The sequence below is a fragment of the Nocardia sp. NPDC051463 genome (assembly GCF_040681975.1).
Classification (GTDB): domain Bacteria; phylum Actinomycetota; class Actinomycetes; order Mycobacteriales; family Mycobacteriaceae; genus Nocardia.
The window spans coordinates 60005-86235 of sequence record NZ_JBFBAB010000033.1 but is presented as its reverse complement, the minus strand read 5'-3'; the positions used below and the strand labels follow the sequence as shown (position 1 = coordinate 86235).

The 26231-nt window shown below is 66.8% G+C and carries 24 protein-coding genes; 11 read left to right on the top strand and 13 right to left on the bottom strand.

The window, feature by feature from the left end:
* Positions 1–854: 854 nt before the first annotated feature.
* From AB0M74_RS30625 to AB0M74_RS30610, 4 genes are all read right to left on the bottom strand, one after another.
* Positions 855–1775: a hydroxymethylglutaryl-CoA lyase gene (locus AB0M74_RS30625; RefSeq protein WP_366529776.1), complete on the bottom strand. Its 921-nt coding sequence runs from the start codon at positions 1773–1775 to the stop codon at positions 855–857.
* A 519-nt stretch (positions 1776–2294) separates the two neighbouring features.
* Entirely contained in the window at positions 2295–3506 is a 1212-nt protein-coding gene (locus AB0M74_RS30620; protein ID WP_366529775.1) for a CaiB/BaiF CoA-transferase family protein, read from the bottom strand.
* Positions 3507–3671: 165 nt separating this feature from the next.
* Positions 3672–4604 (bottom strand): TauD/TfdA family dioxygenase, encoded by a 933-nt coding sequence (locus AB0M74_RS30615; protein ID WP_366529774.1) that lies wholly within the window; start codon positions 4602–4604, stop codon positions 3672–3674.
* Positions 4605–4747: 143 nt separating this feature from the next.
* The gene (locus AB0M74_RS30610; protein WP_366529773.1) at positions 4748–5605 is read right to left on the bottom strand and encodes a hypothetical protein; all 858 of its coding nucleotides are present in this window, start codon (positions 5603–5605) and stop codon (positions 4748–4750) included.
* Between the two features lie 120 nt (positions 5606–5725).
* On the opposite strand from AB0M74_RS30610, the gene AB0M74_RS30605 reads away from it, so the two are divergent.
* Positions 5726–6268 (top strand): type VII secretion system-associated protein, encoded by a 543-nt coding sequence (locus AB0M74_RS30605; protein WP_366529772.1) that lies wholly within the window; start codon positions 5726–5728, stop codon positions 6266–6268.
* A 14-nt stretch (positions 6269–6282) separates the two neighbouring features.
* Here the strand turns inward: AB0M74_RS30605 and AB0M74_RS30600 are convergent, their stop codons facing one another.
* A complete protein-coding gene (locus AB0M74_RS30600) occupies positions 6283–7053 on the bottom strand; it encodes a deoxyribonuclease IV (RefSeq protein ID WP_366529771.1) in 771 nt (256 codons plus the stop codon).
* Between the two features lie 162 nt (positions 7054–7215).
* On the opposite strand from AB0M74_RS30600, the gene AB0M74_RS30595 reads away from it, so the two are divergent.
* Both AB0M74_RS30595 and AB0M74_RS30590 read left to right on the top strand, forming a co-directional pair.
* Positions 7216–8868, top strand: coding sequence for a protein kinase (locus AB0M74_RS30595; RefSeq protein ID WP_366529770.1), 1653 nt, complete (start codon positions 7216–7218; stop codon positions 8866–8868).
* A 149-nt stretch (positions 8869–9017) separates the two neighbouring features.
* Positions 9018–10820, top strand: a complete 1803-nt coding sequence (locus tag AB0M74_RS30590) for a protein kinase (protein WP_366529769.1) — start codon at positions 9018–9020, stop codon at positions 10818–10820.
* A 470-nt stretch (positions 10821–11290) separates the two neighbouring features.
* Here the strand turns inward: AB0M74_RS30590 and AB0M74_RS30585 are convergent, their stop codons facing one another.
* The 3 genes from AB0M74_RS30585 to AB0M74_RS30575 all read right to left on the bottom strand — a co-directional run bounded on the left by AB0M74_RS30585 (position 11291) and on the right by AB0M74_RS30575 (position 13291).
* A complete protein-coding gene (locus tag AB0M74_RS30585) occupies positions 11291–12100 on the bottom strand; it encodes a hypothetical protein (RefSeq protein WP_366529768.1) in 810 nt (269 codons plus the stop codon).
* Positions 12101–12163: 63 nt separating this feature from the next.
* Entirely contained in the window at positions 12164–12997 is an 834-nt protein-coding gene (locus AB0M74_RS30580; RefSeq protein ID WP_366529767.1) for a GNAT family N-acetyltransferase, read from the bottom strand.
* 81 nt (positions 12998–13078) lie between these two features.
* Positions 13079–13291 (bottom strand): hypothetical protein, encoded by a 213-nt coding sequence (locus AB0M74_RS30575; protein WP_366529766.1) that lies wholly within the window; start codon positions 13289–13291, stop codon positions 13079–13081.
* A 372-nt stretch (positions 13292–13663) separates the two neighbouring features.
* On the opposite strand from AB0M74_RS30575, the gene AB0M74_RS30570 reads away from it, so the two are divergent.
* Positions 13664–14143, top strand: a complete 480-nt coding sequence (locus tag AB0M74_RS30570; protein WP_366529765.1) for a hypothetical protein — start codon at positions 13664–13666, stop codon at positions 14141–14143.
* A 55-nt stretch (positions 14144–14198) separates the two neighbouring features.
* Here the strand turns inward: AB0M74_RS30570 and AB0M74_RS30565 are convergent, their stop codons facing one another.
* Together AB0M74_RS30565 and AB0M74_RS30560 are read right to left on the bottom strand one after the other, a co-directional pair.
* Positions 14199–15326, bottom strand: coding sequence for an acyl-CoA dehydrogenase family protein (locus AB0M74_RS30565; RefSeq protein ID WP_366529764.1), 1128 nt, complete (start codon positions 15324–15326; stop codon positions 14199–14201).
* A gap of 9 nt (positions 15327–15335) precedes the next feature.
* A complete protein-coding gene (locus AB0M74_RS30560) occupies positions 15336–16508 on the bottom strand; it encodes an acyl-CoA dehydrogenase family protein (protein WP_366529763.1) in 1173 nt (390 codons plus the stop codon).
* A gap of 197 nt (positions 16509–16705) precedes the next feature.
* Between AB0M74_RS30560 and AB0M74_RS30555 the strand changes: the two genes are divergently transcribed.
* Positions 16706–17452, top strand: a complete 747-nt coding sequence (locus AB0M74_RS30555; RefSeq protein ID WP_366529762.1) for a hypothetical protein — start codon at positions 16706–16708, stop codon at positions 17450–17452.
* A gap of 105 nt (positions 17453–17557) precedes the next feature.
* On the opposite strand, the gene AB0M74_RS30550 is transcribed toward AB0M74_RS30555, so the two are convergent.
* Entirely contained in the window at positions 17558–18709 is a 1152-nt protein-coding gene (locus AB0M74_RS30550) for an epoxide hydrolase (RefSeq protein WP_366529761.1), read from the bottom strand.
* 97 nt (positions 18710–18806) lie between these two features.
* Here AB0M74_RS30550 and AB0M74_RS30545 point away from each other — a divergent pair, with 97 nt between their 5' ends.
* Positions 18807–19769: a YafY family protein gene (locus tag AB0M74_RS30545; RefSeq protein WP_366529760.1), complete on the top strand. Its 963-nt coding sequence runs from the start codon at positions 18807–18809 to the stop codon at positions 19767–19769.
* A gap of 284 nt (positions 19770–20053) precedes the next feature.
* On the opposite strand, the gene AB0M74_RS30540 is transcribed toward AB0M74_RS30545, so the two are convergent.
* A complete protein-coding gene (locus tag AB0M74_RS30540; RefSeq protein ID WP_366529759.1) occupies positions 20054–21448 on the bottom strand; it encodes an MFS transporter in 1395 nt (464 codons plus the stop codon).
* Positions 21449–21500: 52 nt separating this feature from the next.
* On the opposite strand from AB0M74_RS30540, the gene AB0M74_RS30535 reads away from it, so the two are divergent.
* The gene (locus AB0M74_RS30535) at positions 21501–21989 is read left to right on the top strand and encodes a helix-turn-helix domain-containing protein (protein ID WP_366529758.1); all 489 of its coding nucleotides are present in this window, start codon (positions 21501–21503) and stop codon (positions 21987–21989) included.
* Positions 21990–22011: 22 nt separating this feature from the next.
* On the opposite strand, the gene AB0M74_RS30530 is transcribed toward AB0M74_RS30535, so the two are convergent.
* Entirely contained in the window at positions 22012–22917 is a 906-nt protein-coding gene (locus AB0M74_RS30530; protein ID WP_366529757.1) for a hypothetical protein, read from the bottom strand.
* 110 nt (positions 22918–23027) lie between these two features.
* Here AB0M74_RS30530 and AB0M74_RS30525 point away from each other — a divergent pair, with 110 nt between their 5' ends.
* From AB0M74_RS30525 to AB0M74_RS30510, 4 genes are read left to right on the top strand one after another with little or no spacing between them, the layout of a single operon-like run.
* Positions 23028–23762, top strand: coding sequence for an alpha/beta hydrolase (locus AB0M74_RS30525; RefSeq protein ID WP_366529756.1), 735 nt, complete (start codon positions 23028–23030; stop codon positions 23760–23762).
* Positions 23763–23777: 15 nt separating this feature from the next.
* Positions 23778–24179, top strand: coding sequence for a hypothetical protein (locus tag AB0M74_RS30520; RefSeq protein WP_366529755.1), 402 nt, complete (start codon positions 23778–23780; stop codon positions 24177–24179).
* The gene (locus AB0M74_RS30515; protein ID WP_366529754.1) at positions 24172–25455 is read left to right on the top strand and encodes a hypothetical protein; all 1284 of its coding nucleotides are present in this window, start codon (positions 24172–24174) and stop codon (positions 25453–25455) included. The genes AB0M74_RS30520 and AB0M74_RS30515 overlap by 8 nt, the downstream gene beginning before the upstream one ends.
* The gene (locus AB0M74_RS30510) at positions 25452–26222 is read left to right on the top strand and encodes an ESX secretion-associated protein EspG (RefSeq protein WP_366529753.1); all 771 of its coding nucleotides are present in this window, start codon (positions 25452–25454) and stop codon (positions 26220–26222) included. The genes AB0M74_RS30515 and AB0M74_RS30510 overlap by 4 nt, the downstream gene beginning before the upstream one ends.
* The last annotated feature ends 9 nt before the right edge of the window (positions 26223–26231 follow it).

Genomic DNA, 26231 nt, shown 5'->3' with positions numbered 1-26231 from the left:
GAACAAGCAAGTCACAACATTCAACGGCGGCAGCGCCATCGCAACACTCCACGGGGTTCAAGGGGTGGGTGTTGCATCCACCCCTTGAACCCAGGGCTCCTCCAAGCCGCCATTTGACTACCCTCGATCGCCAAAGAGTTTGGAGCGCAACCACAGCCAGTCCTCACGCTGGAAGTTGTGTGCCTGACTACGCGGGCTGCGGGAGAGAAAGTCGGGTACGGCACACGGCGCGCCCAGCGCTGCTTGGTAAACCAGTGGGCGGCACAGCCTCCTCGGACAGGCCGGCGCAGGGTGTCATTCAACCGCTCGGAATCGGCGCAACCGGGTCCTCGGAGTCGGTCCCGTCGGTCGAACTCTCCGGCCGCCGCACCAGCGACGAAAGCGTCCCACTCACGCCTGGCGAGCACCAGCGCCGGTCCGCCCGAGTTTCGGAATCACATACGCCGACCATGCCCACGCCGAAATGCGTCGCCTCCGGGCATGCGTCCGCGTTGGGGCTTTTGGTGCTTGGGCGAACGGCTGGCCGAGGGCGACGCGCAGCCAACGCGCTGAAAGACCGTCTACGCGCGGGTGCTGCGGGACCGGCGATGACGGCGCCGGCATGCTCACCAAAGCCCTGCTGCTCGTGCTCCTGACCGGTGCCGAGGCGACCGCACGGGACCGAGCTTTCTTCGCAGATCTGATGGACCTACCGAACCTGATCGAAACCGAATGCGGCAGCAGATCAGCTGCCACTGCCGCCGGTGAATGCGCCTGCTTTCGCGGTTCTTGCGGCGGACACCGCCGTGCGCACTCTTGTTCGCGAGTTGCAGCGCGGTCTGCGAGTTACTCGCGCCGCTGTTTCACGCTACGCGTCAGATCACCCATTCGAAGGCTTCGGCCTTCGAGCGAGCTCCCTCGACCGTACGGGAGCGGTTGGGTTCACCGAGGTCTGTCAGGAGATCTTCGGAGAGTTCGACCAGGGCGGCCAGAGTGGTGGGGGTGAACCAGGCGGGGCGGGTGGCGAAGAGGATGTCTTCGGTGGAGGTGTTGCCGCTGGCGCCGGGAGCGAAGGGGCAGCCGCCGAGGCCGCCGAGGGAGCCGTCGACCATGGTGGCGCCTGCGGCGAGCGCCGCGAGGGTATTGGCGACGCCCATGCCCCAGGTGTCGTGGCCGTGGAAGACGATGCGGCGGTGCGGGGTTCGGTCGCGGACCCCGGAGATGAGGGCGGTTACCCGAGCCGGGTCGGCTTGTCCGAGGGTGTCGGCGATGACGATGTCGGTGGACCCTTCGGTGCGCGGGTCGTTGGCGATGGCGAGGACCCGTTCGGGATCTACCGGGCCGTCGAAGGGGCAGGTGAAGCTGGTGGCCAGGCACAGTTGGATCTCGCCGCCCGCTTCGTGGGCGAGGCGAACCGCGTCGGGCATGGCCGCCACACTGTCCTCGGTACTGCGACCGATATTGGCCTTGTTGTGCGCATCCGACGCGGAGAAGCAGTATTGGAAGTTGCGCACGCCGGCGGCCGCCGCCTTTTCGACGTGCCGGGGTGTCGCCACCCAGACCCAGCAGCGGCGCAGCTCTTCGGGAGTCAGCACGGCGATGAGGTCCATGGTGTTGGCCATCGGTGGCACCAGATCCGGGCGGGCCATGGAGCCGATTTCCAGCGCGGGCACACCGAGTGCGAGCAGGCGCCGCACGATGTCGACCTTGCGCTCCACCGGCAGCATCTTGCCGGTGAGCTGAAGTCCGTCGCGCAACGTCACATCGCGCAACACCGACTCGGTCGGCACCGTCATTTCTTCTCGCGCACTTCCTGCGGCACGCACATCACACCACCGCACGGCTTCCCGTTCCCCACCGCCGGGTTGGGATGCACGGTGGGTCGGCGAGGTGTCGGGGCGCTCGGCTCATATGCCGAACGCCCTGGTGGCCGCCTTCGGCCGTACACCCGACGCGTCATGAGGCCTCCAGTACAAGCACTGCGCGATTGTCCCTCACGACACCTGCCGGTGTCGCGCGGGAGGTCCCGCGCCCGGCCGGCACCATCGACGTTGCGTGAGCATTTCTCATGAACACCGCACGTTCGCGCACGGCTCGCGGTCGGCCTATTCGGCGGGAGCGGGGGTGCGATGAGGGGTCCGCGTCGACGAGCGGGCGAGCAAGCCACCGGCCGACACCCGCTGAAAGCGATCGATCAGGCTCGGCGATCCTTGTCGCGTACACGCACCATCGGACGCGGCATCCGTATCCGGCGGCCGGTAGGCCGCATCCGCTCGGCGAGCACGCTTCCCTCGCGCATCCGGGACCCGGGGCGGTCATGATGCCTCCAGTGCATCAATATCGGCGTCGCTCATACCGAGCAGTTCCGAGAGCACCTCGCGGGTGTGCGCGCCGAGATCGGGGCCGACATTGCGGATGGGCAGCGACTGCTCACCGATCACCGGGACGATGCCGGTGAAACCGACCGTTTTCGGCTGCGACGCGCCGACATCTACCGGGAAGGACTGGATCATGTTGCGCGCTTTGTACTGCTCGTCGGCGACGATATCGGCGGCGGTGTAGATCGGGCCGCACGGAATGGCGGCCGCCTCGAGCAGCCTCAGCGCCTCTTCACGGGTATGCGTGACCGTCCACTCGGCGATAGCGGCGTCCAGCCGCTCACGGTTGCGCCAGCGACCCGCGTTGTCCTGCAGGTCGGGATCGGCGGCCAGGTCCGGGCGGCCGATCACGGCCATATAGCGCTGGAAGATGGCGTCGCCGTTGCCGCCGATGATGATGCTGACGCCGTCGCGGCACGGGTAGGCGTTGCTCGGTGCGATGCCTTCCATCCGGCCGCCGACGCGTTCCCGGTTGATGCCGTAGGCAAGATAGTCCGGCACCAGCGATTCCATCACCGACAGGATCGCCTCGTTGAGAGCGACATCGATGATGCGTTCCCCGAGTGGAATCGACTCGGCCTGCTGCGTGCGCTGGAACAGCGCCATCACCGTGCCGAACGCCGCGTAGATTCCCGCGATGGAATCACCGATGGAGACGCCGGTACGCACCGGCGGTCGATCGGGGTCGCCGACCAGTTCACGCAGGCCACCGACGGCCTCGGCGACGGCGGCGAAGCCCGGCCGCGACGCCATCGGCCCGGTCTGCCCGTATGCGGAGATGCGAGTGATCACCAGGTCGGGATTGACCTCGTTCAACACCTCGGGCCCGAGACCCCATTTCTCGAGCATGCCCGGCCGAAAGTTCTCCAGCAGCACATCGCACCGGCGGATCAGATCGAGCACGATGCCACGCCCCGCCTCGGTGCGTAGATCAAGGGTGATCGACTTTTTGTTGCGATTGACGGTGCGATACAGCATCGAGGTGTCGCCGCCATAGAGTCGCCAGTTCCGCAACTCGTCCCCGACCTTCGGCCGCTCCACCTTGATGACCTCGGCACCGAAGTCACCGAGGATGCGCCCCGCAGTCGGCGCGGCGATGTAATTGCCGAGTTCGAGGACGCGCACCCCGTCCAACGGCCCAGTACTCATGGCCACCAGTGTGGCCTATGCCCATCTCCACGACCCGCCCACCCGCCGCAGGAGGGCGTAATAGACGCACCGAACGTCGAGCGGCCCGCTCGACGATGTACCTCTCGACGATCGACGCGGGCTCTGCACCGGGCGAGCGGATGGGCGTGGCCCTGATCGCGCCTGTCAGGAGGCCAGGCGGACCGGCTCGTCGATCGTCGAGTAGTGCTCGGCGTTGCCCGCCAGGATGGTGCTCGTGGTGCAGTCGACGCCGACGGGGATATCACCGGCGAGGGTGATGCGGGTCAGCTTGCGGGCCTGGTCATCGTAGTCATCGATGGCGTAGTGCTGGGTGGCGCGGTTGTCCCAGATGGCGACGTCACCTGGGGCCCAGTTCCAGCGGGTGGTGTTTTCCAGTCGGGTCACCCGGTCCTGGAACAGGCGGAAGAGGGCCTGCGACTCGGCGCTGGACAGGCCGACGAAATGCTTCACGAAGTGGCCGACCAGCAAGGCGCGCTCGCCGGTCTCGGGGTGCACCCGCACCACCGGGTGCTCGGTCTCGTAGTAGCTCGACTGGAACTCCGCACGGTAGGCCTCGGTGTTGGGGGTCGACTTGTCGAGGTTGCGCGCGGCGTAGTCGTAGACGTTGGTGTGCACGGCGCGCAGATTCTCGGCGAGCCGCTTGAGCGGCTCGGGCAGCGAGTTGTATGCGGCGACGGTCGAGGCCCAGGTGGTCGAACCGCCGTAGGGGGGCAGGTGCACCGCGCGCAGGATCGAGGCCTTCGGGATCCGGTCGACGAAGGTGACGTCGGTGTGCCAGCTGTTGGCGCGGCCGTGCTCGGAGTCGATGTCCAGGCTCCTGACACCGTGCGAGGTGACCGTCGGGTGCGGCGTGGTCGGGCTGCCGAGCAGCTGCGCGAACGCGTACTGCCCATCCTCGTCCAGATGTTCCTGACCGCGGAAGAAGATCACCTTGTGCTCGAGCAGTGCACGCCGGATCACCTCGACCGTCGCCGAGTCCAGGTCGCCGCCGAGCCGGACATTGTCGACCTGAGCGCCGATGTGGGCACCGAGCTTGGTCACCGACGTGGTAGCGGGAGTGGCGTAGTCGACCGTCATGAGATCACCTTCGCTGTTCGAGACTGATTGATGTGCCGTCGAGCACATCACTCGAACTGCCGCGCCAACCAGGGTTTCCGTCGCTGTGATCACAAACGCCGTGCGCACGCAATAGGCTCCTCGGCTCATAGCGGGGCTCGCGGTCAATCGCCCACGTCGCCGGTCGGCCGTGGCGGCTCATAGCGACCGATGGGATCTTTCAGCAACTCTTCTTCTACCGCATTACGAGCCGTGATCGTCATTCCCGAGCTGACAGCACCATCTGTCCACATCGCAGTTCTGTATCCGACGAGCGTCTTGAATGTGTAGACCTTCGTATCTATTCCCGCCGCCCAGAGGGATTTCGTCAACCCTTCCGCCGCAGAGTCTCCGAAACAGATGACAGACACGGTCGAACCTCCGCTGCCCCCATTCACCGCCGCGAGATAATGCTCATTACTTGCGAGAATTCGACCAAAATTCGCGCCGTCGACTAATACGGTTTTGCCATGAGCCTCTACCGCAACATGCCCAAATTCGTCGCCGTGCGCAAAAACATATGTCGGTACCCGGCCATCACCCTCATCCCAGGGGGCAGCTCGTAGGTTGTCGAAACCCCAGCGCTGCCTTCCCGTAACGGGATCCACAGTCAAGGCGGGCTCCTCGGCCGAATAGCCACGGTCGCTGAACCTTGGCTCGGCGCGCGCCCAATGGACATGCTCGACAGGATTGTCGTCCAGCGATGGGAAGACCACCCCGATGGGGTTTCCGTGAGCATCCGATAGCGGGACGCTGCGGACATCACCGATCGTGAACGAGTGACGGTCGTTGGTGTCGAGAACGTTGCCTTCGTAGATCTCCCGACCCATACGCTGGTCACCGCTGGTGACGTGCACCACAAGCTTGCGGACCGATTCGCCAGAATGACGGTCAGCCGCAGTTCTCGCAGCAAGAGGCAGGTCGATCCTTAATTTGTCCGCAATGCCCCTCAACACTCGGCCCGGCCCAATCATACCGGCCACAGTGCTAGCGGATTTTCGGCGACGAGAACCATCCGATGAGGATCGCTGTTGGTACGCTAGATTTCAATATCTGATTACGGATAACAATAAGTAATCGATAATCTTCAGTTATGACAATCGATGGCAGACATTGGAGGTTCGGTGGAGGATTCGACTTTCGCGATGATCAGGCAGAGCAACTGGTATGTACTGGCCGATCCCACATGGGACACAAGTTCGATGACCTCGCCACCTTCCGAGATGATCGTAGGCGGCTGGATGCTGAACGACGACGGCTCCATCGGTCCGTTTCAGCCGAACCCACACTTCCGGCCCAGCGCTGAGACCGTTCCGACGGATCCCGTCGACGCCATCTTGCGACGCATCGCCGCAGGCGAAAATCAGCTCGGCGACGAGCTGGTCGCGACGATCCGCGACACTGTGGTCGAGATCGGCTGCGACGCACAGGGACGGCCCCTGACCGGCAAGAGCCCCGACGGAGTCGACTGCGCCGTCATCGCTACCGCTGAACTACAGAAGGGCCGAATCGACGTCGACCGCTGGGTACCTCTCCACGGGGCCGAATTGGTCGATGCCGTTCCGCCCGGAGTCGACATCCTGCTCAATCCCGCGGGTAGGGCTCCGTTCCGACTCGCAGCGAGCGCAGTCGCGAGCCCGCAATAGGCACCCGCGCGACCTCAGCCGACCTGTCCACGCATGTAGGCGAGATCGTCGGCGACGCCTTCGGCAGGCGTTTCGAGGATTACCGGGGCGTCGGCGGTGCGGCACACCTCGGCGAGTAGCTGCGGGTCGATGGTGCCGTCGGCGAAATTGGCGTGCCGGTCGGCGCCGGAGTCGAATTCATCGCGCGAAGAGTTCAAGTGCACCAGGTCGATTCGACCGGTGATCGCCTTGATCCGCTCGACGACGCCGACGAGCTCTTCGCCGCCCGCCCAAGCATGGCAGGTGTCGAGGCAGAAGCCCGCGCCGTAGTCGCCGACCGCGTCCCACAGCCGGGCGATCGAATCGAAATGCCTGGCCATGGCATGGTTTCCGCCTGCGGTGTTCTCGATCAGAATGGGCACCGCAAAGCCACCCTTGTCTTGTTGGCGTTCGAACAGCTTGCGCCAGTTATCGATTCCGGTGTCGATCTCGACGTCGGACCGGACGTGGCCGCCGTGCACGACCAGGCCGAAGGCACCGAGATCCGCCGCGGCCTTCGCCTGCTGCGCCACCGCGTTGCGCGAGGGCATCCGCAGCCGGTTGTTCAGACTCGCGACATTGATTTGATACGACGAGTGCACGACCACATCAATCGGACTCGCGCGGATCTCCTCGGTTCGCGGATGCGGGGTCGGCTTGTCCCAGCTCTGCGGATCGACAACGAACAGCTGGATGACATCGGCGCCGAGTTTCTCACCGAAACCGATCGGATCGCTGTCGAGCCGGACGTGTGCTCCAATGCGCATGGGGTCACTGTATCGACTGGCACCGACAAGCCGGGAGCGACCGACACCTGGGCCGAATCGATGGCCGAATGCCCGCGCAACGAGTCTGTTGCATCGAGGTGGCACACAGAGATACATCGGTAGGATCCAGGTGCTCGACCCGATGAGGGGGGTGAATCCACTGTGTTGCGCAAAGGCGACGTCTTCGCGGGCTATGCCATCCAGCGCGTGCTCGGCCAAGGCGGCATGGGCATCGTCTACCTGGCCAAGCATCCGCGGCTGCCGCGGCTGACCGCGTTGAAGCTGCTGAACCCGGAGCTCTACAGCGACACCGAAATCCGCGGCCGCTTCGAGCGCGAGGCCGACCTGGTCGCCCGGCTCGATCATCCCAATATCGTGACCGTCTACGACCGCGGCGCGGAAGACGAACAGCTGTGGATCTCCATGCAATTCGTTCCCGGTGCGGACGCGTCCTGCGCGGATGTGAACGTTCTCGCGCCGGGTCGAGCAGTACAGATCGTGAACGACACTGCCATGGCCTTGGATTTCGCGCACGCGAACGGCGTGCTGCACCGTGACGTGAAACCGGCCAATATCCTGCTGGCCAAGGCTCCGATCGGACAGCCCGAACGGGTGCTGCTCACCGATTTCGGCATCGCGGGCGTGCGCGACAGTGATACCACGCTGAGCTCGGCGGGCTCGATCACCGCGACCCTCGCCTACGCCGCACCCGAACAGTTGCTCGGGCTGCCACTGGATGATCGGGCCGATCAATACGCGCTCGCCTGCACCCTGTTCTGGATGCTGACCGGCGTCGGCCCGTATTCCGGTGGCAATCCGGCCGCGGTCATCAACGGCCATCTCTACCGACCGGTGCCGTCCGTGTGCCATACCAGGCCGGGCATTCCACCCGCGCTGGACGGGGTACTCGCGCGGGCGCTGGCCAAACGATCGGCAGACCGGTTCGGCAGCTGCTCGGAGTTCGCGGCAGCGGCCCGATGGGCACTCTCGTCCAGCGGACCGCAACACCCGCACCATCCGAACGGATCGGCGCACACCGCACACCCCGTACCTGGCCGGTCGCACGTCGGGACGACGCCGCCACATCATGGGCCGACCAACCAGCTGCCACCACCCCCCGCACCACAGCACGGCCCGCCATCACACCAGGCCGCACCGTATGGCCTACCGCCGCACCACGCCGCACCACACCACGTACCGCAACCGTCTGCATGGCCATCCACAGCACCACCGCAGGCCGCACCGACGCACACCGCATCTGCTGCCACGCAACAGCAATCCATGCCGCCACACCCCACGCCGCCGTATCCGGCGCACCCGCAGGTTCTACCGCCACACGCCGCGACTCCTACCGCGCAGCAATTCACACCGCCGCACAACACAACGGCATACGCCGCGCACCCACAGTCCGAGCCACCGCGCCCCGCGTCTCCTGCCGCGCGCCGGCCTGGGCGGATGCCACCCGAAACCCGGGCTCCACAAGATAATTCGGTGCCGGACAACCATTCGGCACCGCAGGGGACCGAGAATGCGCCGCAGGCCGCGGTGCGGACGACATCCCCGACACCTTCCACCTCACCCAGCACCGAGGTATCGCCGGAGCAACAGGGGCAGGCCGGGACCACCATGCCAGGCGGACCCGCCGGCACACCGCCGAGTTCGGCGGCACCGCGCATGCCGCTGCCACCGCGACGGACGCCGCGTCCGGGAACCATTGCCCTACCCGATATTCGAGCCCGACCAGCCAGGTCGACACCGCCCGATTCGGCGCGGCGCGGCGGGCGGCTCCCGCCCGAACCACCCCCTCCACCATAGCTTCTCGCTATAGAATGGGCGGGCTCGAGCTGCCCGAATACTGCTAAGGTTTCGATGTTTTTCGCGCACGGGTCGGGCCGATCGCGCGTTCTTATGCTGTACGTCCGCGCATCGGTGGGTCCCGGCGCGTGGCGGGAAGTGGAGCAGACATGCTGGCCAGCGGTGACGTTTTCGCCGGCTATGTCATCGATCGGCAACTGGGTCGCGGTGGCATGGGTTCGGTCTACCTGGCGAAGCATCCGCGGCTACCGCGGATGACGGCGCTGAAACTGTTGAACAGGGAGATGTTCTTCGACAAGGAGGTGCGGGCGCGGTTCGAACGGGAGGCGGATCTGGTCGCCCAGCTCGATCACCCCAATATCGTCACGGTGTACGACCGCGGTCTCGACGACGAGCAGCTGTGGATCTCGATGCAGTACATCGACGGCATCGATGCCGCGTCCGTGGATCCCAAGACACTGCCGCCGGAGCGGGCAGTGCAGATCATCAAAGAGACCGCGGACGCGCTCGACTACGCCCACGGCATGGGCGTGCTGCACCGGGACGTGAAGCCCGCCAACATCCTGCTGGCCCGCTCGGGCGCGGGACGTGGCGAACGGGTGTACCTGACCGACTTCGGCATCGCCCGGCTGCGCGACGACACCGGCCACCTCACCCAGACCGGCACCTTCACCGCGACGCTTGCCTATGCCTCACCCGAGCAGCTGACCGGCGCCACCCTGGATCACCGATCGGATCAGTATTCGCTGGCCTGCTCACTGTTCTGGCTGTTCACCGGCACCGGCCCATTCGCTGCTACCAACCCGGCCGCGGTGATCCAGGGACATCTGCAGGCCGCGCCGCCCGCGCTCAGCAGCGCCCGCCCCGGACTGCCCTACGCGCTGGACAGTGTCCTGGCCAGGGCCATGGCCAAGCGACCGGAGGACAGGTACGCCTCCTGTTCGGAGTTCGCGGCCGCCGCACGCCATGCCCTGACCAATCCGAGCGTGCCGTCGATGCCTGTCGTCGGCGGGCCACGCCCGGTCACCGGGCCCGCCGTTCCCCTGACCGGCGGACCTCGCCCGCAGACCGCGCCGCCGATTCCCGTGACAGCAACACCGTTTCCGGTCGCCAACGGGCCGGGGCCGCGCACGAGCGGGGCACACCCGCTGACCGGACCACCCGTCGCCACCCCGCACACGCAGGTGCCGCCGCCCATGCAGACCGGCCACGCCCAGCAGCCGAACCCGTACCAGCAGCCGACCAACCAGCAGCCCGCCTTTGGTTTCCACACACCGCCCGGACCGTCGAATAGTGGTGGCGTGCGACCGTTCCCACACGGTCAACCGCCGCGACAGAAGTCCAACACCGGACTCATCATCGGAATCAGCCTCGGCGTGGTGGTGCTGATCGTGGTGATTCTCGGCATTATCGGCGCCGTCACCGACGATTCGTCCTCGACCGCCAGCACCAGCACACCCACGTCGCCCTCGTCGAGAAACAACGGCACGGTGACGCCGAGTATCGAAGCGATCAGCACCGAATTCGGGCGCATGGTCCCCGCGTCCAAGTCTGGCGATACCGGCTACAACGGCGCTCACTGCATCGCGGCCGATTCGACCTCGCCGTCGCCGCCGACCACCGGCTCACCGGATTTCGGCAAGTGGCTCTACGAGTGGGATTGCTACGGCGGCGGTGAGACCACCGACCCCGACCCCTTCTACACGATCTTCGTCTACGAATCCGCCGCTGATGTGCAGGCTATGGTCAACGCCCTGCCGACGAATACCAAGTCGACCGATACCAACGGCGGCATGTCGTACACGAACTACAAGTACACGAACGACGGACCCAAGATCATCACCGTCTTCACCGGCGACAAGGATCGCGCCCAGTTCGCCATGTACACCGACGGTCTCGCGGGCAGCATCGACAAAGCCATGCGCTGGTGGCGCACGACACCACTGAACTGACGCGAAACCCTCGGATACTGCGGTGCTCGGGCTCGGCTCGCGGCGAAAGGCGAAATCGCTTCGCGCCGAAGCCGTGCAGCGCGGTCAGATCCGTCGCGGCCAGGTCGTCGTCGAGCCGGGCAGCACGGCGGTGCACACCCGGTTCACCGCCCGCGTGTACCTGCTCGGCACGGCCGAGGGTGGTCGGCGCACACACCGATCGCCTCCGGCTATAGGCCGCGGTTCTCCGGACGGACCGGCGATGTCGGCGGCGACGTGACCCTGCCTTAGGACATCGGGATGGCGATCCCCGGCGACACCGTCGAACTGACCGTGCGGCTGGGCCACCCGGGCCGAGTCGAGCCGGGACGCGGATTCGTCATCCGCGAGGGCGGGCGCACCGGCGGTGCGGGCCCGTGCTCAGCACCGACCAGCGGTGGCGATGCGGGGAGCCGCGATGTTCCAACGACTCCCCACATGACGGCCGATTTCTACTGTGTCGCATCGTCATCCGGGAGGTGCGATTCCGGATCCAGGGTCGGCACCCTAGTGGCTCGCATCGATAGGAACGTATCGAGCAGCGCGAGGCGGTCGACGGTCAGGCCGGTTGTCATGGACGACAGTTCGTCCAACAGGATCTCCGCTCCGGACGCCACCTCGATCCCGGGCGATCCCGGGTCGACCCGACGCCAGGGCAGGGCGATCGACCACGCGGGATCGCCGCAGGCCCACGCCCACAGGACGGAACGGACCACCGTGTGCATCGTGGTGTAGACCCGGAAATGCTCCGCCTCGGATCCCGCTCGGTGTTCGAGTTCGTACACCCACTCGTAGCGGCGCGCCCCGATGTAGTTGTCGTCGTCACGCGCTACGACCAGAAAGGGGTCGTCCGGATCGGTGCCCGCGACCACGAGGTCTTCCAGCAGCGCGGCGGTGAGGTACGGCAGCGTCCGCCCGTCACCGACGGTGACCATGACCTCGACGTGCCCGCGTGGGTCGTAGAGATGCCCGGTCTGCACGTCGAGGACCGCCAGGTCGCGATCCTTGGTCAGCTCGAGCACGGTATGCAGATGCCGGTTGCGGCCGGGCCCGGTGGCGCGCAGGACCGCTCCGCGGGAGTCCGCAATGGTGACGACCAGATCATCGGCATTGCTGCGGCCGTTGGCCTCGGCCACGAACTCATGCACGTCGGGCGAGACGGCACCGCTGTAGGGATGAGCCCACATCTGCCGGTAGCGCTCGAGTGCGTCGAGGGCGGTATCGACATCGGCGGCCGGGGCTACCCCGAAATCGCAACTCACCCAGTCGAGTTAACCCCATAACAATAGGGTTCCCCAGGATTGGGGACTAGTGCGCAGTCGCTATCAGGTGAATGCGTAGTGCACGAATTCACCGGCAGGCTCGAAACCGATGGCCCGATAGATCTTGTTCGAGGTGGGGTTGTCGATATCGGCGAACAGGCAGACGTCGATGCCCTCGGCGCGCAGCGTGTGCGCCACATGAGCGGTGAGAATGCCACCGTACCCGTGGCCACGGTCGGCGGGCGGCGTGTAGACGGGACCGATGCGGGACCAGCCGAACACGGGCGTCTGATGGGCCGCCAACGAGACCGGCCTGCCCTCGTTCTCCCACAGCCACCACCGCCCCGCCGCGATCCGTTTACCCACGAGCGTGGCGGTCCACCCCTGTGGGCTCATACCCGACTCGACCTGCATGGCCTGCGACCAATCGTGGCACAGTTCGATGTCGGATTCGACCGCGCGGCGCGGGGAACCGGCGGCCTCGGGGAACCGGAGTGTGCGGAGTCGATACAGGCGGGTGGTGTAAGCGTGCCGATACCCGACGTCGTGCATCGCACTCCAGCGGTCACCGAACCGAGTGGCGGTCTCGAAAGATCCCTCGACTCCGCCTGCGTCGGGCGCGATCTCGGCAAGCGCCTCTGCGACGACGTCCACGCAGCTGTCGGCGAGCTCACCGAGGTAGAGGTCGCGACCCGCGCTGCGCATCGCCACGCCGAGCACTGTGCCGTCCTCGGCGTGCGCCGAGAGGAAACGCGACGGCTCGTTCGAGCCGTCCAGGCCACTGGCGGCGTTCGCGGTACCGGTGGTGATCACTGTGTGCCGCAAGGGGGCACGGCGCAGGAACTTCTCCGTCCGTGATCGGAACTCCGCGGGGTCCGTGGTGATCTCGATCTTCATCGGATCAGGCTAGAGCTCCGAACGTGATGTGCGCTCGTAATTTTCGCGACCACACCGTACAGGTACCGAAGTCTCCACGTTTCAACCGGTTTCGCCCACCCGTGCGCCTTCGGCACGGAGCTTGAGCAGGACCAGGCCCGCCGTGCACGCCAGAATCAGTCCAGCAACCGTGATTTCGACATGTAAGCCGGCAATGCCGAGGGCAGCCCCGACAATTCCGCCGACGAAAATCAGCCAGCCCGATATCCGCAAAAGAATCGTGGACAGGGTGCGCACCGGCTGGTTCGACACCATATGCTGCGCCGTTGCCGGGGCCGCTGGTTCAGCGGCTGCGGACGAGGCATGCAGCGGAGTTGTCGAGTAAGCTCCCATCATCTACTCCTCGATGACGCCGATCAGAGTGTTGCTGTTGCGCAAATTGCACCGCGCGTCTCTCATCTGGATACAGGCGCCTCACGCGTAACTTTGATCACACGCTAGGCCACGGAACGTGGTTCATCCGCGACACGTGCCCGCGACACGCTAAGTAGATCAATTCGATATCTGAACCACAGATGTTTACGATGCGCCCGTCCCGCGCATCGCCAGCGAATTTCTCACCTGTGGCCGGACCGCCCGGCCTCGATTAAGGTGAGCCCGACTCGATATGCACGAGGAGTGTCACCGATGGAGAGCAGCAGGGCCAAGATCGCCGGTCCGGCGGTCGCCGCGGGCGCGGTTTCCCTCGGACTCGTCCTGATCGGCGCCTGCGGTGTCGGTAAACACGACACCTATGTCGCACCACCGCCGATCAAGTCCGCCGCCGACGCCGCACCGATAATGCGGGAAGGCTCCAGCGTGACGGTGCCGAAGGTCTTCATACCGCCCTCGCCCACCTGGAAGGTTGCCCCGAACGCACCGCGTAGGGATGTGGCCTTCACCGTGCCGCCGACGGCGGCACCGGGGGAATCGACCACCCGGCCGCCGCTGACAACGACATTGCACGCCGGCACGAGTCCACTGCCGCCACCACCATCGGTTGTCCCGACCGAGGCCCCCGAACCGGTCACCGCGCCGCCGCCCACGGTCGCACCGACTACGCCGCCGGCCGAACCTACGCCGCCGCTTGCCACAACGCCGGCCGCCGAACCCTACAGCGACGAGTAATCCGATACCCCGCGGCGGTGCGTGAGCTCACCGACCACGCACCGCCATCCGGGTTCTAGAGTTCGGCCAGGTCGTAGTCGCCGACCCCCGCGGTCAGCACCCGCAGGTGCTCGAAGCCGCCGCCCAGCGTGCGCTCGATGGCGGTGAGCCGGGCCACGTAGTGGCCGACAGGGTATTCTGCGGTGACTCCGATGCCACCGTGCATCTGGATCGCTTCCTGACCGACGTGCCGCGCGGCCCGACCGACCTGCAACCGGGCCCGCGACGCGACCACCGCGTCATCGCCGCCGTCGGCCAGCGATGCCGTCGCGTAGAGACTCATGCTGCGCGCGAGCTCGAGCGAGACGTACATGTTCGCCGCCCGCTGGGTCAGGGTCTGGAACTTCGACAGCGTGACACCGAACTGCTTACGGGTACGCAGATATTCGGCGCTCAGCCGCAGTGCCTCTTCCATCGCGCCGACGGACTCCGCACACAGCCCGGCCTGGGCGTGCACGATGGTCGACTCGATCGCCGACGCGGCGTCGAGGTTGTCACCGAGCAATTCTGCGGGCGCCTTGTCGAACTCGATCTGTGCGCCACGCTGGCCGTCCACTGTCCGGTAGGACTTGCGGACCACTCCGGTGGCGTCGAGACCGACCAGGAAAAGACCGACACCGCCACCGGGCAGCACCGCACTCACCACGAGCTCATCGGCGCAGTCGCCGTGCGGCACCGGGTTTTTGATGCCGGTCAGCACGTAGGAATCGCCCTGCGCCGTCGCAGTCGTGCTCAGTTCGATGGACGGCCAGCGCACCCCGGGCTCGGCATGCGCGAAGGCGAGCAGCTTGTTGCCTTCGACCACCTCGGGCAGGATCCGCTGACGTTGCTCGGCACTACCGACCCTGGCGATCAGGCCGCCGGGCACCAGCACCGCGTCCAGGATCGGTTCCGGTGCGAGCCTGCGACCGACCTCCTCCAGCACGAGGTTGGTCTCCACCGGTCCGGCGCCGACGCCGCCATCCTCCTCGGTGAAGCTCAGGCCGAGCACGCCGAGTTCGGCAAGCTGACGCCACACATCGCGGCTCCAGCCGAGCTCGGTGTCGGTGACCTTCAGCCGGGATTCGGGATCATAGTTGCGGGCCAGCAGATCGCGGACGGTGTCACGCAGCATGACCTGTTCATCGGTGAGTTCGAAATCCATGGTGTCGCCTCACAATCCGAGGATCGTGGAGGCGATGATGGTGCGCTGCACCTCGCTCGAACCTCCGTAGATGGTTGTCTTGCGGTAGTTCAGGTAGCCGGGGCCGGTGCGCTGCGCCCAGCCGGGCGAGGCGATGTCGTCGGCGTCTACCGGCACCGCGTCCTGGCCCGCGATATCGAGCAGCAATTCGGTGGCGGCCTGTTGCAGCTCGGAGCCGCGCAGCTTCAGCACCGACGAGGCCGGATTCGGCTTGCCCTCGACGGAGTTGGAGACCACGCGCAGCTGGGTGATCTCCAGCGCGAGCAGTTCGTTCTCCAGCTCGGCGATCCGCGCCGCGAAGACCGGGTCCTCCAGCAGCGTGCCCGAGCCCGACTTGGTCTGGCGTGCATAGTCTTTCGCCACACCAATCTTGACCTTGGTGCGGCCGACGCCGGTAATGCCGGTGCGCTCGTTGCCGAGCAGGAACTTGGCGTAGGTCCAGCCCATGTTCTCCTCGCCGACCAGCTGATCGGCGGGCACCCGGACGTTCTCGAAGAAGACCTCGTTCACCTCGTAGCCGCCGTCGATGAGTTTGATCGGGCGGATGGTGACGCCGGGGCTCTTCACGTCGAACAGCAGGAAGGAAATGCCCGCCTGCTTCTTCGGCGCGTTCGGATCGGTGCGCACCAGGCAGAAGATCCAGTCCGCGTACTGCGCGAGCGTGGTCCAGATCTTCTGGCCGTTGACGATGTAGGAATCGCCGTCGCGCACCGCGGTAGTGCGCAGCGAGGCCAGGTCCGAGCCCGCGTCGGGCTCGGAGAAGCCCTGGCACCACCAGATGTCCAGTGCCGCGGTCGCAGGCAGGAAGCGCTGCTTGACCTCCTGCGATCCGAACTGCGCGATCACCGGGCCGACCATCTGAGCGTTGAACGTCAGCGGCTCCGGCACCGAGGCCAGCTGCATCTCGTCCTGCCAGATGTGGCGCTGCATCGGCGTCCAGTCCTTGCCGCCCCACTCCACCGGCCAGTTCGGCACGGCCAGACCATGGTCGTTGAGGATTTTGTGCGCGGTGACGATGTCATCGCGGGACAGTTCGCGGCCGTATTTCACGCGCTCACGGATGTCTTCGGGAATCTCGGTCCGGTAGAACTTTCGCAGCTCATCGCGAAAGGCCACCTCGTCGGGGGACAGACTGATTTTCATACACATCTCCCGGTGTGTCTCGTACGTCCGAGTCAAACCTACCCCCCGGTAATCTCTCATTGCCGACTGGGTCACAGCGGGAGGACACGCACCCGCCCGACCTCCGTGACCGGTTAGCTCGCCGACGAAAACACCGAGCTGGTACGTTGCTGGGCGTGGGTAGGGGAACCCCGGGGATCGGTATCTAGGAGTAACGAGTGAACGGCAGACCCATCGCACGCGCGGCCGCGGCAATGACCTCCCTCGGCATCGGTGCGGTGCTGGCGCTCACCGGGACCGCGGCGGCCGGGCCGGTCGCGCCCTCGCCGGTCGACGTCGGCCTCGGCCGGCTCGCCGACACCGCGGGAACCGACACGGTCGCGCAGGCGGGCGTCGCCGCTCTGCAGCAGTACACCGAGCTCGTCGATGTAGCCGAACTGGTTCACGTCGCGGGCACATTCATTCCTTTCGCGTATGCGGCGCCGACCTTCGGCTGTGGCAGCAACGGGCCCATCACCACCATCATCGCCGCGGCCACCGCCAACGGGCCCACCCAGAACGAGGGCGCAAACCCCAGCCCGGGCACCCTCCGGTTCAGCGCAACGCCCGCGCACTCGGGTTCGCCACTGGCCTCTGGACTGACGGTCGCCTGGATCAACATCAATACCGGCGCCAGCGGTCTCGACGTGCTCGACGACAGGACCGAATACGGCCTGCCGAGCCTGTCGAAGAATGTGGCGAGTGGATCGGGCACTGTCCTGGCCTCGATGTGGGGCATCATCGACTACCCGTTCGCACACTGCGTGATGACCCCGACGGTCGGGATCTTCACCGTCCCCAATGCTCCCGCGCCCGCTCCGGCCGCGCCCGCCGTTCCCGACCGCACGCCGCCGAACCCAGGCGCCGCGCAACCCGCCCCCGCCGACTCCCAGGTCCCCGGCATCGCGCCGCCCGCACCGGCTTGATCGAGCCGGGCGACACGGTCGATCAGCGCATCGCCCGACTCCGATCTTGTTGCCCGCGTAGCAATTCGGGTGCGGTCGTGGTGACCGCACCCGATTCCATTGCCTTCAGCGCAGCGTCGCGAAGAAGGTCCTGATGTCGGCGGCATGCATGTCCGGAAGTTCCATCGGGACGAAATGGTTGCCGGTGTTGCCTTCCGGCCAGTGCGTGATGATGTTGTCGCGCTCGGCAAGTCGCCGCATGAGTGCCGAGCCGCCGCCGTAGACACCGGTGGGGACCAACTGCTGACCGGTGGGCCAGGTGAATGCGCCTTTGCCGTCGAGACCGTTGTACATCGGCCAGGACGACGTGCCCGCGGTGTTGGTGAACCAGTACAGGCTGATATTGGTCAGTAGGTGGTCGCGGTCCATCACGTCTTCGGCCCGGTCGGCCAGCGGCGTGAATTCGTCGAACTTCTGCATGAGCCAAGCCAGCAGGCCGACCGGTGAATCGGTCCAGGCGTGCGCGAAAGTCTGTGGAGCCGCCCGCAAGAGGACGTGGTGGTCGATACCGCCGGACATCCACTGCTGCATCTGATCCCATTCGGCCCGTTCATCGAGGGACATGGTCGGCACGTCGGCCTCGGTCGGCAGCCCGATGCCGCCGTCGACGTGTACCCCGACCACCCGAGCGGGCGCGTCGATCGCCATTTCCGGCGCGACGTAGGCGCCGAGGTCACCGCCCTGCGTGCCGTAGCGCGGGTAACCGAGGCGGTCCATGAGCGTCACCCACATCTCGGCGACCCGGCGCACCGTCATTCCAGTCTCGTGTGGCGCTTCGGAGAAGGCGAAACCAGGGACAGAGGGGATAACGACGTGGAACGCTTGCGCAGGATCGAGGTCGTGTGCGCGCGGATCGGTCAGCAGCCCAATGGTCTTGGTGAACTCCACGAACGAGTTCGGCCAGCCGTGGGTGAGGATGAGCGGGAGCGCCTCCGGTTCGGGTGAGCGCACGTGCAGGAAATGCACGTCGAGGCCGTCGATTTCGGTGACGAACTGAGGGAACTCGTTCAGCGCCGCTTCCTGTGCCCGCCAGTCGAATCCGGTGCGCCAGTATTCGGCGAGTTCCTTCAGGTAGTCGACAGGGATTCCGCGCTCTCGGCCCACGCCGGGCAGCTGGGCCGACCAGCGGGTGTGGGCAAGCCGTTCGATCAAATCGTCGACATCCGCCTGCGGGATGTCGATGCGGAAGGGGCGGATGGCGGTGCGGTCGATGTCCATCAGGCTGACTCCTTGCGGGTCGGTCGGTCGGTTCGTGATGAACGGTAGGGACCATCTAGGACAATCTGTGTCCTAGCTCTGTGGAATCCTGAAAATCGTGAACGACACCCCTGCTCGCCTACTGCGGCTGCTCTCGCTGCTCCAGACACCTCGCGAATGGCCGGGCAGCGAATTGGCCGACCGCCTCGGCGTCACCGATCGCACCGTGCGCCGCGATATCGAACGGTTGCGCGAACTCGGCTATCCGGTCGAAGCGACGATGGGCGCGCTCGGCGGCTACCGGCTGGTCGCAGGCACCGCGATGCCGCCACTACTGGTGGACGACGACGAGGCGGTCGCCATCGCGGTTGGACTGCGAGCCGCCGCCGGATACGCCGTCGCGGGCATCGAGGAGGCGTCGGTGCGCGCGCTGGCCAAGGTGGAGCAGGTGCTCCCCGCGACATTGCGCAGGCGAGTTCGGGTTCTCGGCGCCGCGATGACGCTGCCGAACGACGCAGGCCCGTCGGTCGACCCCGATGTGCTGACGACACTGGCCTCGGCCGTAGCCAACAGGGAGCGCGTGCGCTTCACCTACCGCAGCGGCTCGACCGCCGAAACCCGCCGCCACGTGGAACCGGCCGGGCTCGTCGCCGCCCGCCGCCGCTGGTACCTCGTCGCTCACGACATCGAACGTGATGACTGGCGCGTCTTCCGCCTCGATCGGATCGAACGCCCACAGGCCACCGGCGCGCGCTACACCCCGCGCGAACTCCCCGCGGCCGATCCCGCCGCATATGTGGCCGGGCGCCGAACCGATTGGGGCACGCCCACTTACCGCGTCAGCGTGACAATCCACGCGTCGGCCGAAAAGGTCACAGGCCGACTGGGCGATGCCCCGGGCGACGTGGTCGTCATCAATCACGACCGCTGCCGGCTCGCGGCCACCCGCGACGACTCCCCGGAGTGGTTGGCACACCGCCTGATCGGACTCGGCGTCGACTTCCAGGTACACGAGCCACCGGTATTGGTCGCATACCTGCGCACTATCCGCGCTCGCATCACCACGGCCATCACCGCGTGATCGTGGACCCGGCTACACGGTGGTTGCCATCCGACACCGGCTGCTGGTCTCGCCACCGATGGTCGGCCTCGTCGCTTCGTGGCCATGCGACGATCCGACTTGCGTCAATGGTGCGATCGGACAAGCCGATCACCCGACAGTGATGGTGCACCCGCGGCCACCTACAGTGCCGGCACGAATCTACGTCGACCGGACGGCGCGAACGAGTGCACGGTGGTCGAGCTGTCCAATATTCGGCCGCAGCACTGATGCCACTGCGGCGGAACCGCATTCGGCGCGCGAGGTCATGACGACGACACCGGCACCGGCGCGGACTCCTGAACTCGCGTCGGACGCAGCGCCAACGCGACGACGCCCGCGGCGAGACCGGCGAAGATGCCGAGCAGGAATGCTCGGTGCGAGGCGTTCAGTGCGGCTTGCAAGGTGGTCGGCGAGCCGATGATGGCGATCAGAATAGCGGTGCCGAGCACTGCGCCGAACTGACGGAAGGCGGCACCGACCGCGCTGGCGGAGCCGTAGCGGTCGGCCGGCACATTGGCTACCGCGGCGGCGCCGAGGGCCGGGAACGCCAGCCCGATGCCGATGCCGACCAGCGACTGGCCGGGGAGCCAGGTGCCGAGGAAGTCGGGCTCGGCGCCGCTACTACGGAGGACGAGTAGGCCGATGGCATAGACAACGGTGCCGGGGACGATCACCGCTCGGTGGCCGAAACGGTCGGCGATGCGGCCCGCGGGGATGGCGACGACGGTGGTCAGCAATGGGCCGGCCAGCACGGCCGAGCCCGCCTTCAGAATGCTGTATTGCCATACGCCGGTGAGGAAAAGGATGTTGCCGAGGATCATCGAGAAGAAGGCGACCGCGAACAGCAAGGTACCGACGTTCCCGACCGCAAAGCTCGGGATCCGCATCAACGCCGGATCGACCACCGGTTGCGGGTGAACCAGGCACCGGCGCACCAGCCAGCCGATCAGCACGGCCGCGGAGACGAAACAGGCCACCGTATCGAGGCTGCCCCAACCCCAGCTGTCACCCTGAATGATCGCCAGCGCGAGCAGACCGAGTCCGGCCGCGGACAGCGCCGCGCCGAGCAGGTCGGGCAGGCCGGTCACGTTCTCGTCCTTGCTTTCACGCAGCCCCGACCAACCCGCGGCGAGAATCAGCAGCCCGAACGGAATGTTGATCAGGAAGATCCAGCGCCAGTCCGCGATCTCGATGAGCAGACCACCCAGCGGCGGTCCGGCCCCGGCCGCGAGCGCCGCCGCCGCACCCCAGATCCCGACGGCCGCGGCCCGTCGCTCCGCAGGGAACTCGGGCAACAGCAGCGCCAACGAGACCGGCGCGATGACGGCCGCGGCCGCGCCCTGCAGCGAGCGGGCGCCGACGAGCAGTTGCCAGTTCGGCGCCAATGCGCAGGCGATCGAGGTGACCACGAAAAGGCCGATACCCCAGAGCAGCACGCGCTTGTGACCGAGCCGGTCGGCGAGTCCACCCGCGGGAACGAGCAACGCGGCCATCGCGATGAAGTACGCATCCAGCACCCAGCTCAACTGGGCCCGGCCGGCCTCGGGGAAGGACGCCGCTATGTCGGGGAAGCTCACGTTGACGATCGAGGTGTCGAGGAAGGCGAGAAACGCGCTCCCGCAGATGGCCGCTAGCGCCAGCGCGCGTCTTTGGAACATGCGTAGAAGCTAAGCGGCGTCGTTGCATTTTGCAACGGCTAGGCTGGAGGTGATGAAACACGACGATCTGCTGGCGAGTAATTGCGCGATCGAACGCTCCGGAGCCGTCCTCGGTGAGCGCTGGGTGATTGCGATCCTGCGCGCAGCCTATCTCCACGCCCGCACCTTCGAGGACTATCAGCGTAAAACCGGCATCGCACGCAACATCCTGACCGAACGGCTCAATCGCCTGGTCGCCTTCGGCATCATGGAACGCCGCCAGTACGCCTCCGGCCCGCATCGTGCCCTGCACGAATACCGCCTCACCACGGCCGGAATGGATCTCTATCCGGTCGTCGCCGCCATCCTCGCCTGGGGCGAGAAGCATACGGGCCTGATCAACGGCGCCCCCACCGAACTGGTGCACCACACCTGTGGCGCGGTCACGCACGCCAAAGTGGTGTGCGATTGCTGCGGTGACGAGCTGCACCCACACGACATCGAGCTTCGTCCCGGCCCCGGCGCGAGGGCTCCCGCGCCACCATGGACACCGATCGGCTGACCTTGCCGCGGGTGTTTTCGGTCTAGCGCGAGAGTCGGATGCGCAGGATCGCGCCGCCCTCGGTGCCGGCAAGCAGTTCGTCGGGGTGACCGGGCGCCGCCGCGACCGAGGTCATGGGCTGGTCGGTGAGCACCGTGCAGGCGGCGTTCGTGTCCGGGTCGATACGGACCAGCTGGCCGGAGATGGTGGTGACGTACAGAATGCCGTCCCGGTCGACCAGGTCGTCGCCGAAGTCGGGAATGCCGGGCAGCGTCGAGGACAGATCGGCGACGACCGATCGATCGGACGGATCGTCGATGGACATGCGCAGCACGCGACCGAGTGGATTGCCGTTCGAGGTCAGATAGAGCGAGCGATCACGAACGACGATGCCGTTGACAGTGGCCGCGGCCGCCCGCGCGGTCCACTCGGTGTCGAGGACGCCATCCCTGCGGATGCGGATCACACCGGAGGTCGCGGCCACGTAGAGATTGCCCGCCTGATCGAAGGCAGCACCGTTGGGCATGGTGAAACCGGAAGCGAACGTCTCGGGCTTCGGCTCGGCAGCGGTGGGATCGAAGCGGACGACGCCGCCCGGTCGCAACACGCTGGTGGGTGAATCGCCGTACACGACGTAGAGCAGTCCGTCGGGTCCCGGACGCACCGCACCCGGATATTCGACGGGAACTCGCGCGGTCAGCGCGCCCGAGCTGTCGTAACGCTGGACTTCATTGCGGTAGAGGCGCGATACCCACAGATTGCCCTGTGCGTCGTAGCCCACGTTCTCCGACCAGTCGAGGATCGGAACACCGGCGGGCACGGCGGTTGTGGCCTGCGCGGGAGCGCACGCGGCAATCGGCTCGGCGGCGGCCGTGGACGGGGTGAGCACCCCACCACAGGCGACGGCGACCAGTGCGGCGATCGGCCACCAACGATGAATCCTACGCACCCCGGGCACCTCGGCTCTCGATACGAACACTGATCGCCCAGCAGTCTAGACACCGTGCGAATTCGGCCATGAAGTCGACTGATTCGCACAAGATTTGGCACTATTTGTGGATGCCCTTTTTCGTCGGCGCTCGTGGCCGTATGCACTATCGACAGTGGCCGGTCGAAAACGACGGCGACAGAGCGGGTGTGATCGTATTACTGCCCGGTATCGGGCAGCACAGCGGGCACTATCACCGCTTCGCGCGCACGGCGCGCGCCGCCGGGATAGAAGCATGGGCGCTGGACACCTCGGGCTACGGGCTGAGCGAAGGCGACCCGAACAACCCGGGAACCCTGGCCGAACTGGTCGCGGACGCGACCATGCTGATCGAGCTGGTGCGGGCCGAGCTACCCGGCACGCCACTGATCCTGATGGGCCACTCACTCGGGGCCGTCACGGCGCTCGGCGCACTGGGCGCGGCGGTGCCCGATCCAGCATCGGCTGCCGATGATCTGAACGCGGTGGAGGCGGACTACCCGCGCACTCCGAGTCTGACGCCGAGCGCACTGGCCGGGCTGGTGTTGTCCGGGGTGCCCAAGCGCGCACTCGGCGGCGGCGCACCGGGTGCGCCGGGATCGCCATTGCCCGGTTCGCTTCCGGTATTGGCGGTGCACGGTGTCGAGGATCGACGCGCACCGATCGATGCGATGAGGGTCTGGACTCGACGCCACGAATCGGTAGATTTACGCGAGTACGCCGACGCCGGGCACGATTTGCTGCACGAGCCGGTGCACGCGCGGGTCGCTGCCGACATCACGGAGTGGGCGCAGGGTGTCGTCGTGGGGTTGGCACGACACCGATGAGCTGAACGCAGCACGATGAGGAAGGGGGACGGTGAGATGCAGTCGAAAGCGACAGCCCTCGACACCGCTGTCGAGGAGGGTGAACTGTGGATCGACGGGCTATTGGTCGCCGAGGGCGCGCCGGAACGGTGCGCCCTGCGCTACGAACAGCTCGCCGATCAGGTCGAAGCGCAGATCCGGGTGCTCACCGCAGCGACCTCACTACCCGGATTCGGCGGATTCGGCTCCGGTGACGCACTGCGCCGCGGCTTCGAAACCAAGGCCGACGGCGCGGTGACCAGGTTGCAGCGCTATGCCGACGCCGCAAGGGAACTCGCGCGCACCTTCCGCGCGGCCGGTGCGGCGTACACGCAAGCCGACGACGAGCTCGCGGTCGCGGTCGACCGGACCGAAGTGGCGGGGATCGCCCATGCGTAAGTTGCCGCGCACCGCCGAGCGCGGAGCCCACCGCACCGATCCCGACTACGCACCGAGCGTCGAGATCTTCGACAACCTGACGCATCAGGACATCCACGCAGGCGTCCAGCTGCTCGACCCCGCGGCGCTGTCCGCGGGCAAGCAGGCGTGGCAGGGTTCCGCGACCGGACTCGCCGAGGCAGTCGAGCAGGCGCACAACGAAATTCGCGCCACCATCGCCGACGGCTGGCGCGGGGGTGCCGCACAGCAGGCCGCCGATGCCGTGCACCAGTTCGAGCAGTCCGGACAGCAGCTCGCCGATGTGATGTCGACGGTGGCGCAGCGGCTCGGCCAAGCGGGCGACGCCGCCGAGGCCCTGCGGGCCGCGGTCGTCGAACCCTCCAGTGCCACACCAGATCTCGCGGCCGCACTGCTCGATCCGACGCAGGCCACCAGCAATACCGCCACCCAGAAGGCCACCGAGCACTCACGCCAAGATGTGGTGCAGGCGATGGACAGCATCTACGCGAACGCCTTCATCCCCAGTGGATCCGGAATACCGGCCTTCCCTGATGACGCGACAGGCGCCGCATCCGAGGAACCCGGCAACGCATCGACTCCGCAGCAGAGGGTGCCCGCGTCCGCTGCCGACCGCCTCATGGGAACGCTTGCCGGACAGCAGAGCTCAACGGCCGCTCCCCTTGCTGTGACTCCGGAGTCGAGGACGGCCGAAGAGACCGCACCGGCGGCAACCGCCGAGACGACCCCCGCCGCGGTTTCCCCGGCAGCCGGTTCGCTCGGCAGCGCCGCCGCCGCTGCCACCGGCGGCGTCGACACGACACCTGCCGCGCGGGGGGTCGTCGCCGCAGCAGCGAAGCAACCAGCGGCGATCACCCCGGACCGAGCTCCTCGAACGGCTTCCGGCATACCGGTTGTCGCCGCCGCGACCATGGCAGCACCGACCGTGCCCGGTTCCGGTGGCAACGCCACGGCCGCCGACGAGGAACGCAAGCGTGAGGAGCGCCGCAAGGACTCCAACAGCGATGCGGTCACCGGGATAGGCGCGGGCGCGATGGGCGGCATGATGGGCGGCGCGCTCGCGGCCGCCGAAACGCCCAGGCAATCCGCGGGCTCGCCGCAGCGGGCCGCGCAATCGGACTACGAGGACGACGATGATCTGCATTTCGTCGACGACGATCTCACCTTCCTCGAACCCGCCGACGAGGCAGGCGAATTGATCGGTGCGATGGATCCGACGACGCCGCCGGTGCTCGGCGAGTGGAGCGAGTACGAGTGAGCTGGACGCTCACGCCCGACCAGTTCGCGCTGGCTTGGTCGCGCACCGACGGCGATCGGATTCCCTATCCCCTCGCTATCCGGCTCTCGGCCCGCGACACCACTGAGCGGGCGGCGCAACTACCCGCACTGAATCGGTGGTGCGACCGCACGCTCGACGCCGACCTGGAGGCGGCGTTGCGACTGCTGGCCCGGCCGACGGTCCGCGTCGAAGTATTCGGGCAGCGCGACGATACGAGTTCCGAAGCCGCCGCGATCCGGCCCGTTCGGGTGCTCGGCGTGTCCACCGGTGAGATCGCTGTGGTCGCCGCGCAGCGCCCCGCCGCGACACCGGACCGCGGCGGTGACATCCGGCTGTTCGTCGGCGCCGCGAAAAACCTGTCCGCCAGGGTGGTTTCGATGTTGCCGGAGAACACCCCCGGCATGATTTCCCGGATGACCGCGCCACAGAACCGGGTCAAAGAGGACAGCCGCGACCTGGTGACCGTACCGGTCGCCGGGCCATCGACGCCGTCGCGCATGCGGCGGCTGCTCAACCGGCCGCGCGAGGGCATCGGCCAGATCGTGGTCTCGCTGCGCCGCGCCGACGACGAACTGCGCCCGTTCGGCGTGCTGTGCTGGATCGATGTGGTCGGTGACGGCCGATACGTCGTACGCACAGGCACAGATGTGGACATCGTGCCGGTGACCGCGGAAGTGTTCACCGCCCAATTGAGCCCGATGGTCACCGCGGCCGAACGCCGGATCGCCTACGCCGAACGCTGGTGAGCTTCGTTA

Coding starts and splice junctions, on each gene's coding strand:
- AB0M74_RS30625 (WP_366529776.1), bottom strand. CDS start 1,775: ATGACGGTGCCGACCGAGTCGGTGTTGCGCGATGTGACGTTGCGCGAC.
- AB0M74_RS30620 (WP_366529775.1), bottom strand. CDS start 3,506: ATGAGTACTGGGCCGTTGGACGGGGTGCGCGTCCTCGAACTCGGCAAT.
- AB0M74_RS30615 (WP_366529774.1), bottom strand. CDS start 4,604: ATGACGGTCGACTACGCCACTCCCGCTACCACGTCGGTGACCAAGCTC.
- AB0M74_RS30605 (WP_366529772.1), top strand. CDS start 5,726: ATGGCAGACATTGGAGGTTCGGTGGAGGATTCGACTTTCGCGATGATC.
- AB0M74_RS30600 (WP_366529771.1), bottom strand. CDS start 7,053: ATGCGCATTGGAGCACACGTCCGGCTCGACAGCGATCCGATCGGTTTC.
- AB0M74_RS30590 (WP_366529769.1), top strand. CDS start 9,018: ATGCTGGCCAGCGGTGACGTTTTCGCCGGCTATGTCATCGATCGGCAA.
- AB0M74_RS30580 (WP_366529767.1), bottom strand. CDS start 12,997: ATGAAGATCGAGATCACCACGGACCCCGCGGAGTTCCGATCACGGACG.
- AB0M74_RS30575 (WP_366529766.1), bottom strand. CDS start 13,291: ATGGTGTCGAACCAGCCGGTGCGCACCCTGTCCACGATTCTTTTGCGG.
- AB0M74_RS30570 (WP_366529765.1), top strand. CDS start 13,664: ATGGAGAGCAGCAGGGCCAAGATCGCCGGTCCGGCGGTCGCCGCGGGC.
- AB0M74_RS30565 (WP_366529764.1), bottom strand. CDS start 15,326: ATGGATTTCGAACTCACCGATGAACAGGTCATGCTGCGTGACACCGTC.
- AB0M74_RS30560 (WP_366529763.1), bottom strand. CDS start 16,508: ATGAAAATCAGTCTGTCCCCCGACGAGGTGGCCTTTCGCGATGAGCTG.
- AB0M74_RS30550 (WP_366529761.1), bottom strand. CDS start 18,709: ATGGACATCGACCGCACCGCCATCCGCCCCTTCCGCATCGACATCCCG.
- AB0M74_RS30540 (WP_366529759.1), bottom strand. CDS start 21,448: ATGTTCCAAAGACGCGCGCTGGCGCTAGCGGCCATCTGCGGGAGCGCG.
- AB0M74_RS30535 (WP_366529758.1), top strand. CDS start 21,501: ATGAAACACGACGATCTGCTGGCGAGTAATTGCGCGATCGAACGCTCC.
- AB0M74_RS30525 (WP_366529756.1), top strand. CDS start 23,028: ATGCCCTTTTTCGTCGGCGCTCGTGGCCGTATGCACTATCGACAGTGG.
- AB0M74_RS30520 (WP_366529755.1), top strand. CDS start 23,778: ATGAGGAAGGGGGACGGTGAGATGCAGTCGAAAGCGACAGCCCTCGAC.
- AB0M74_RS30515 (WP_366529754.1), top strand. CDS start 24,172: ATGCGTAAGTTGCCGCGCACCGCCGAGCGCGGAGCCCACCGCACCGAT.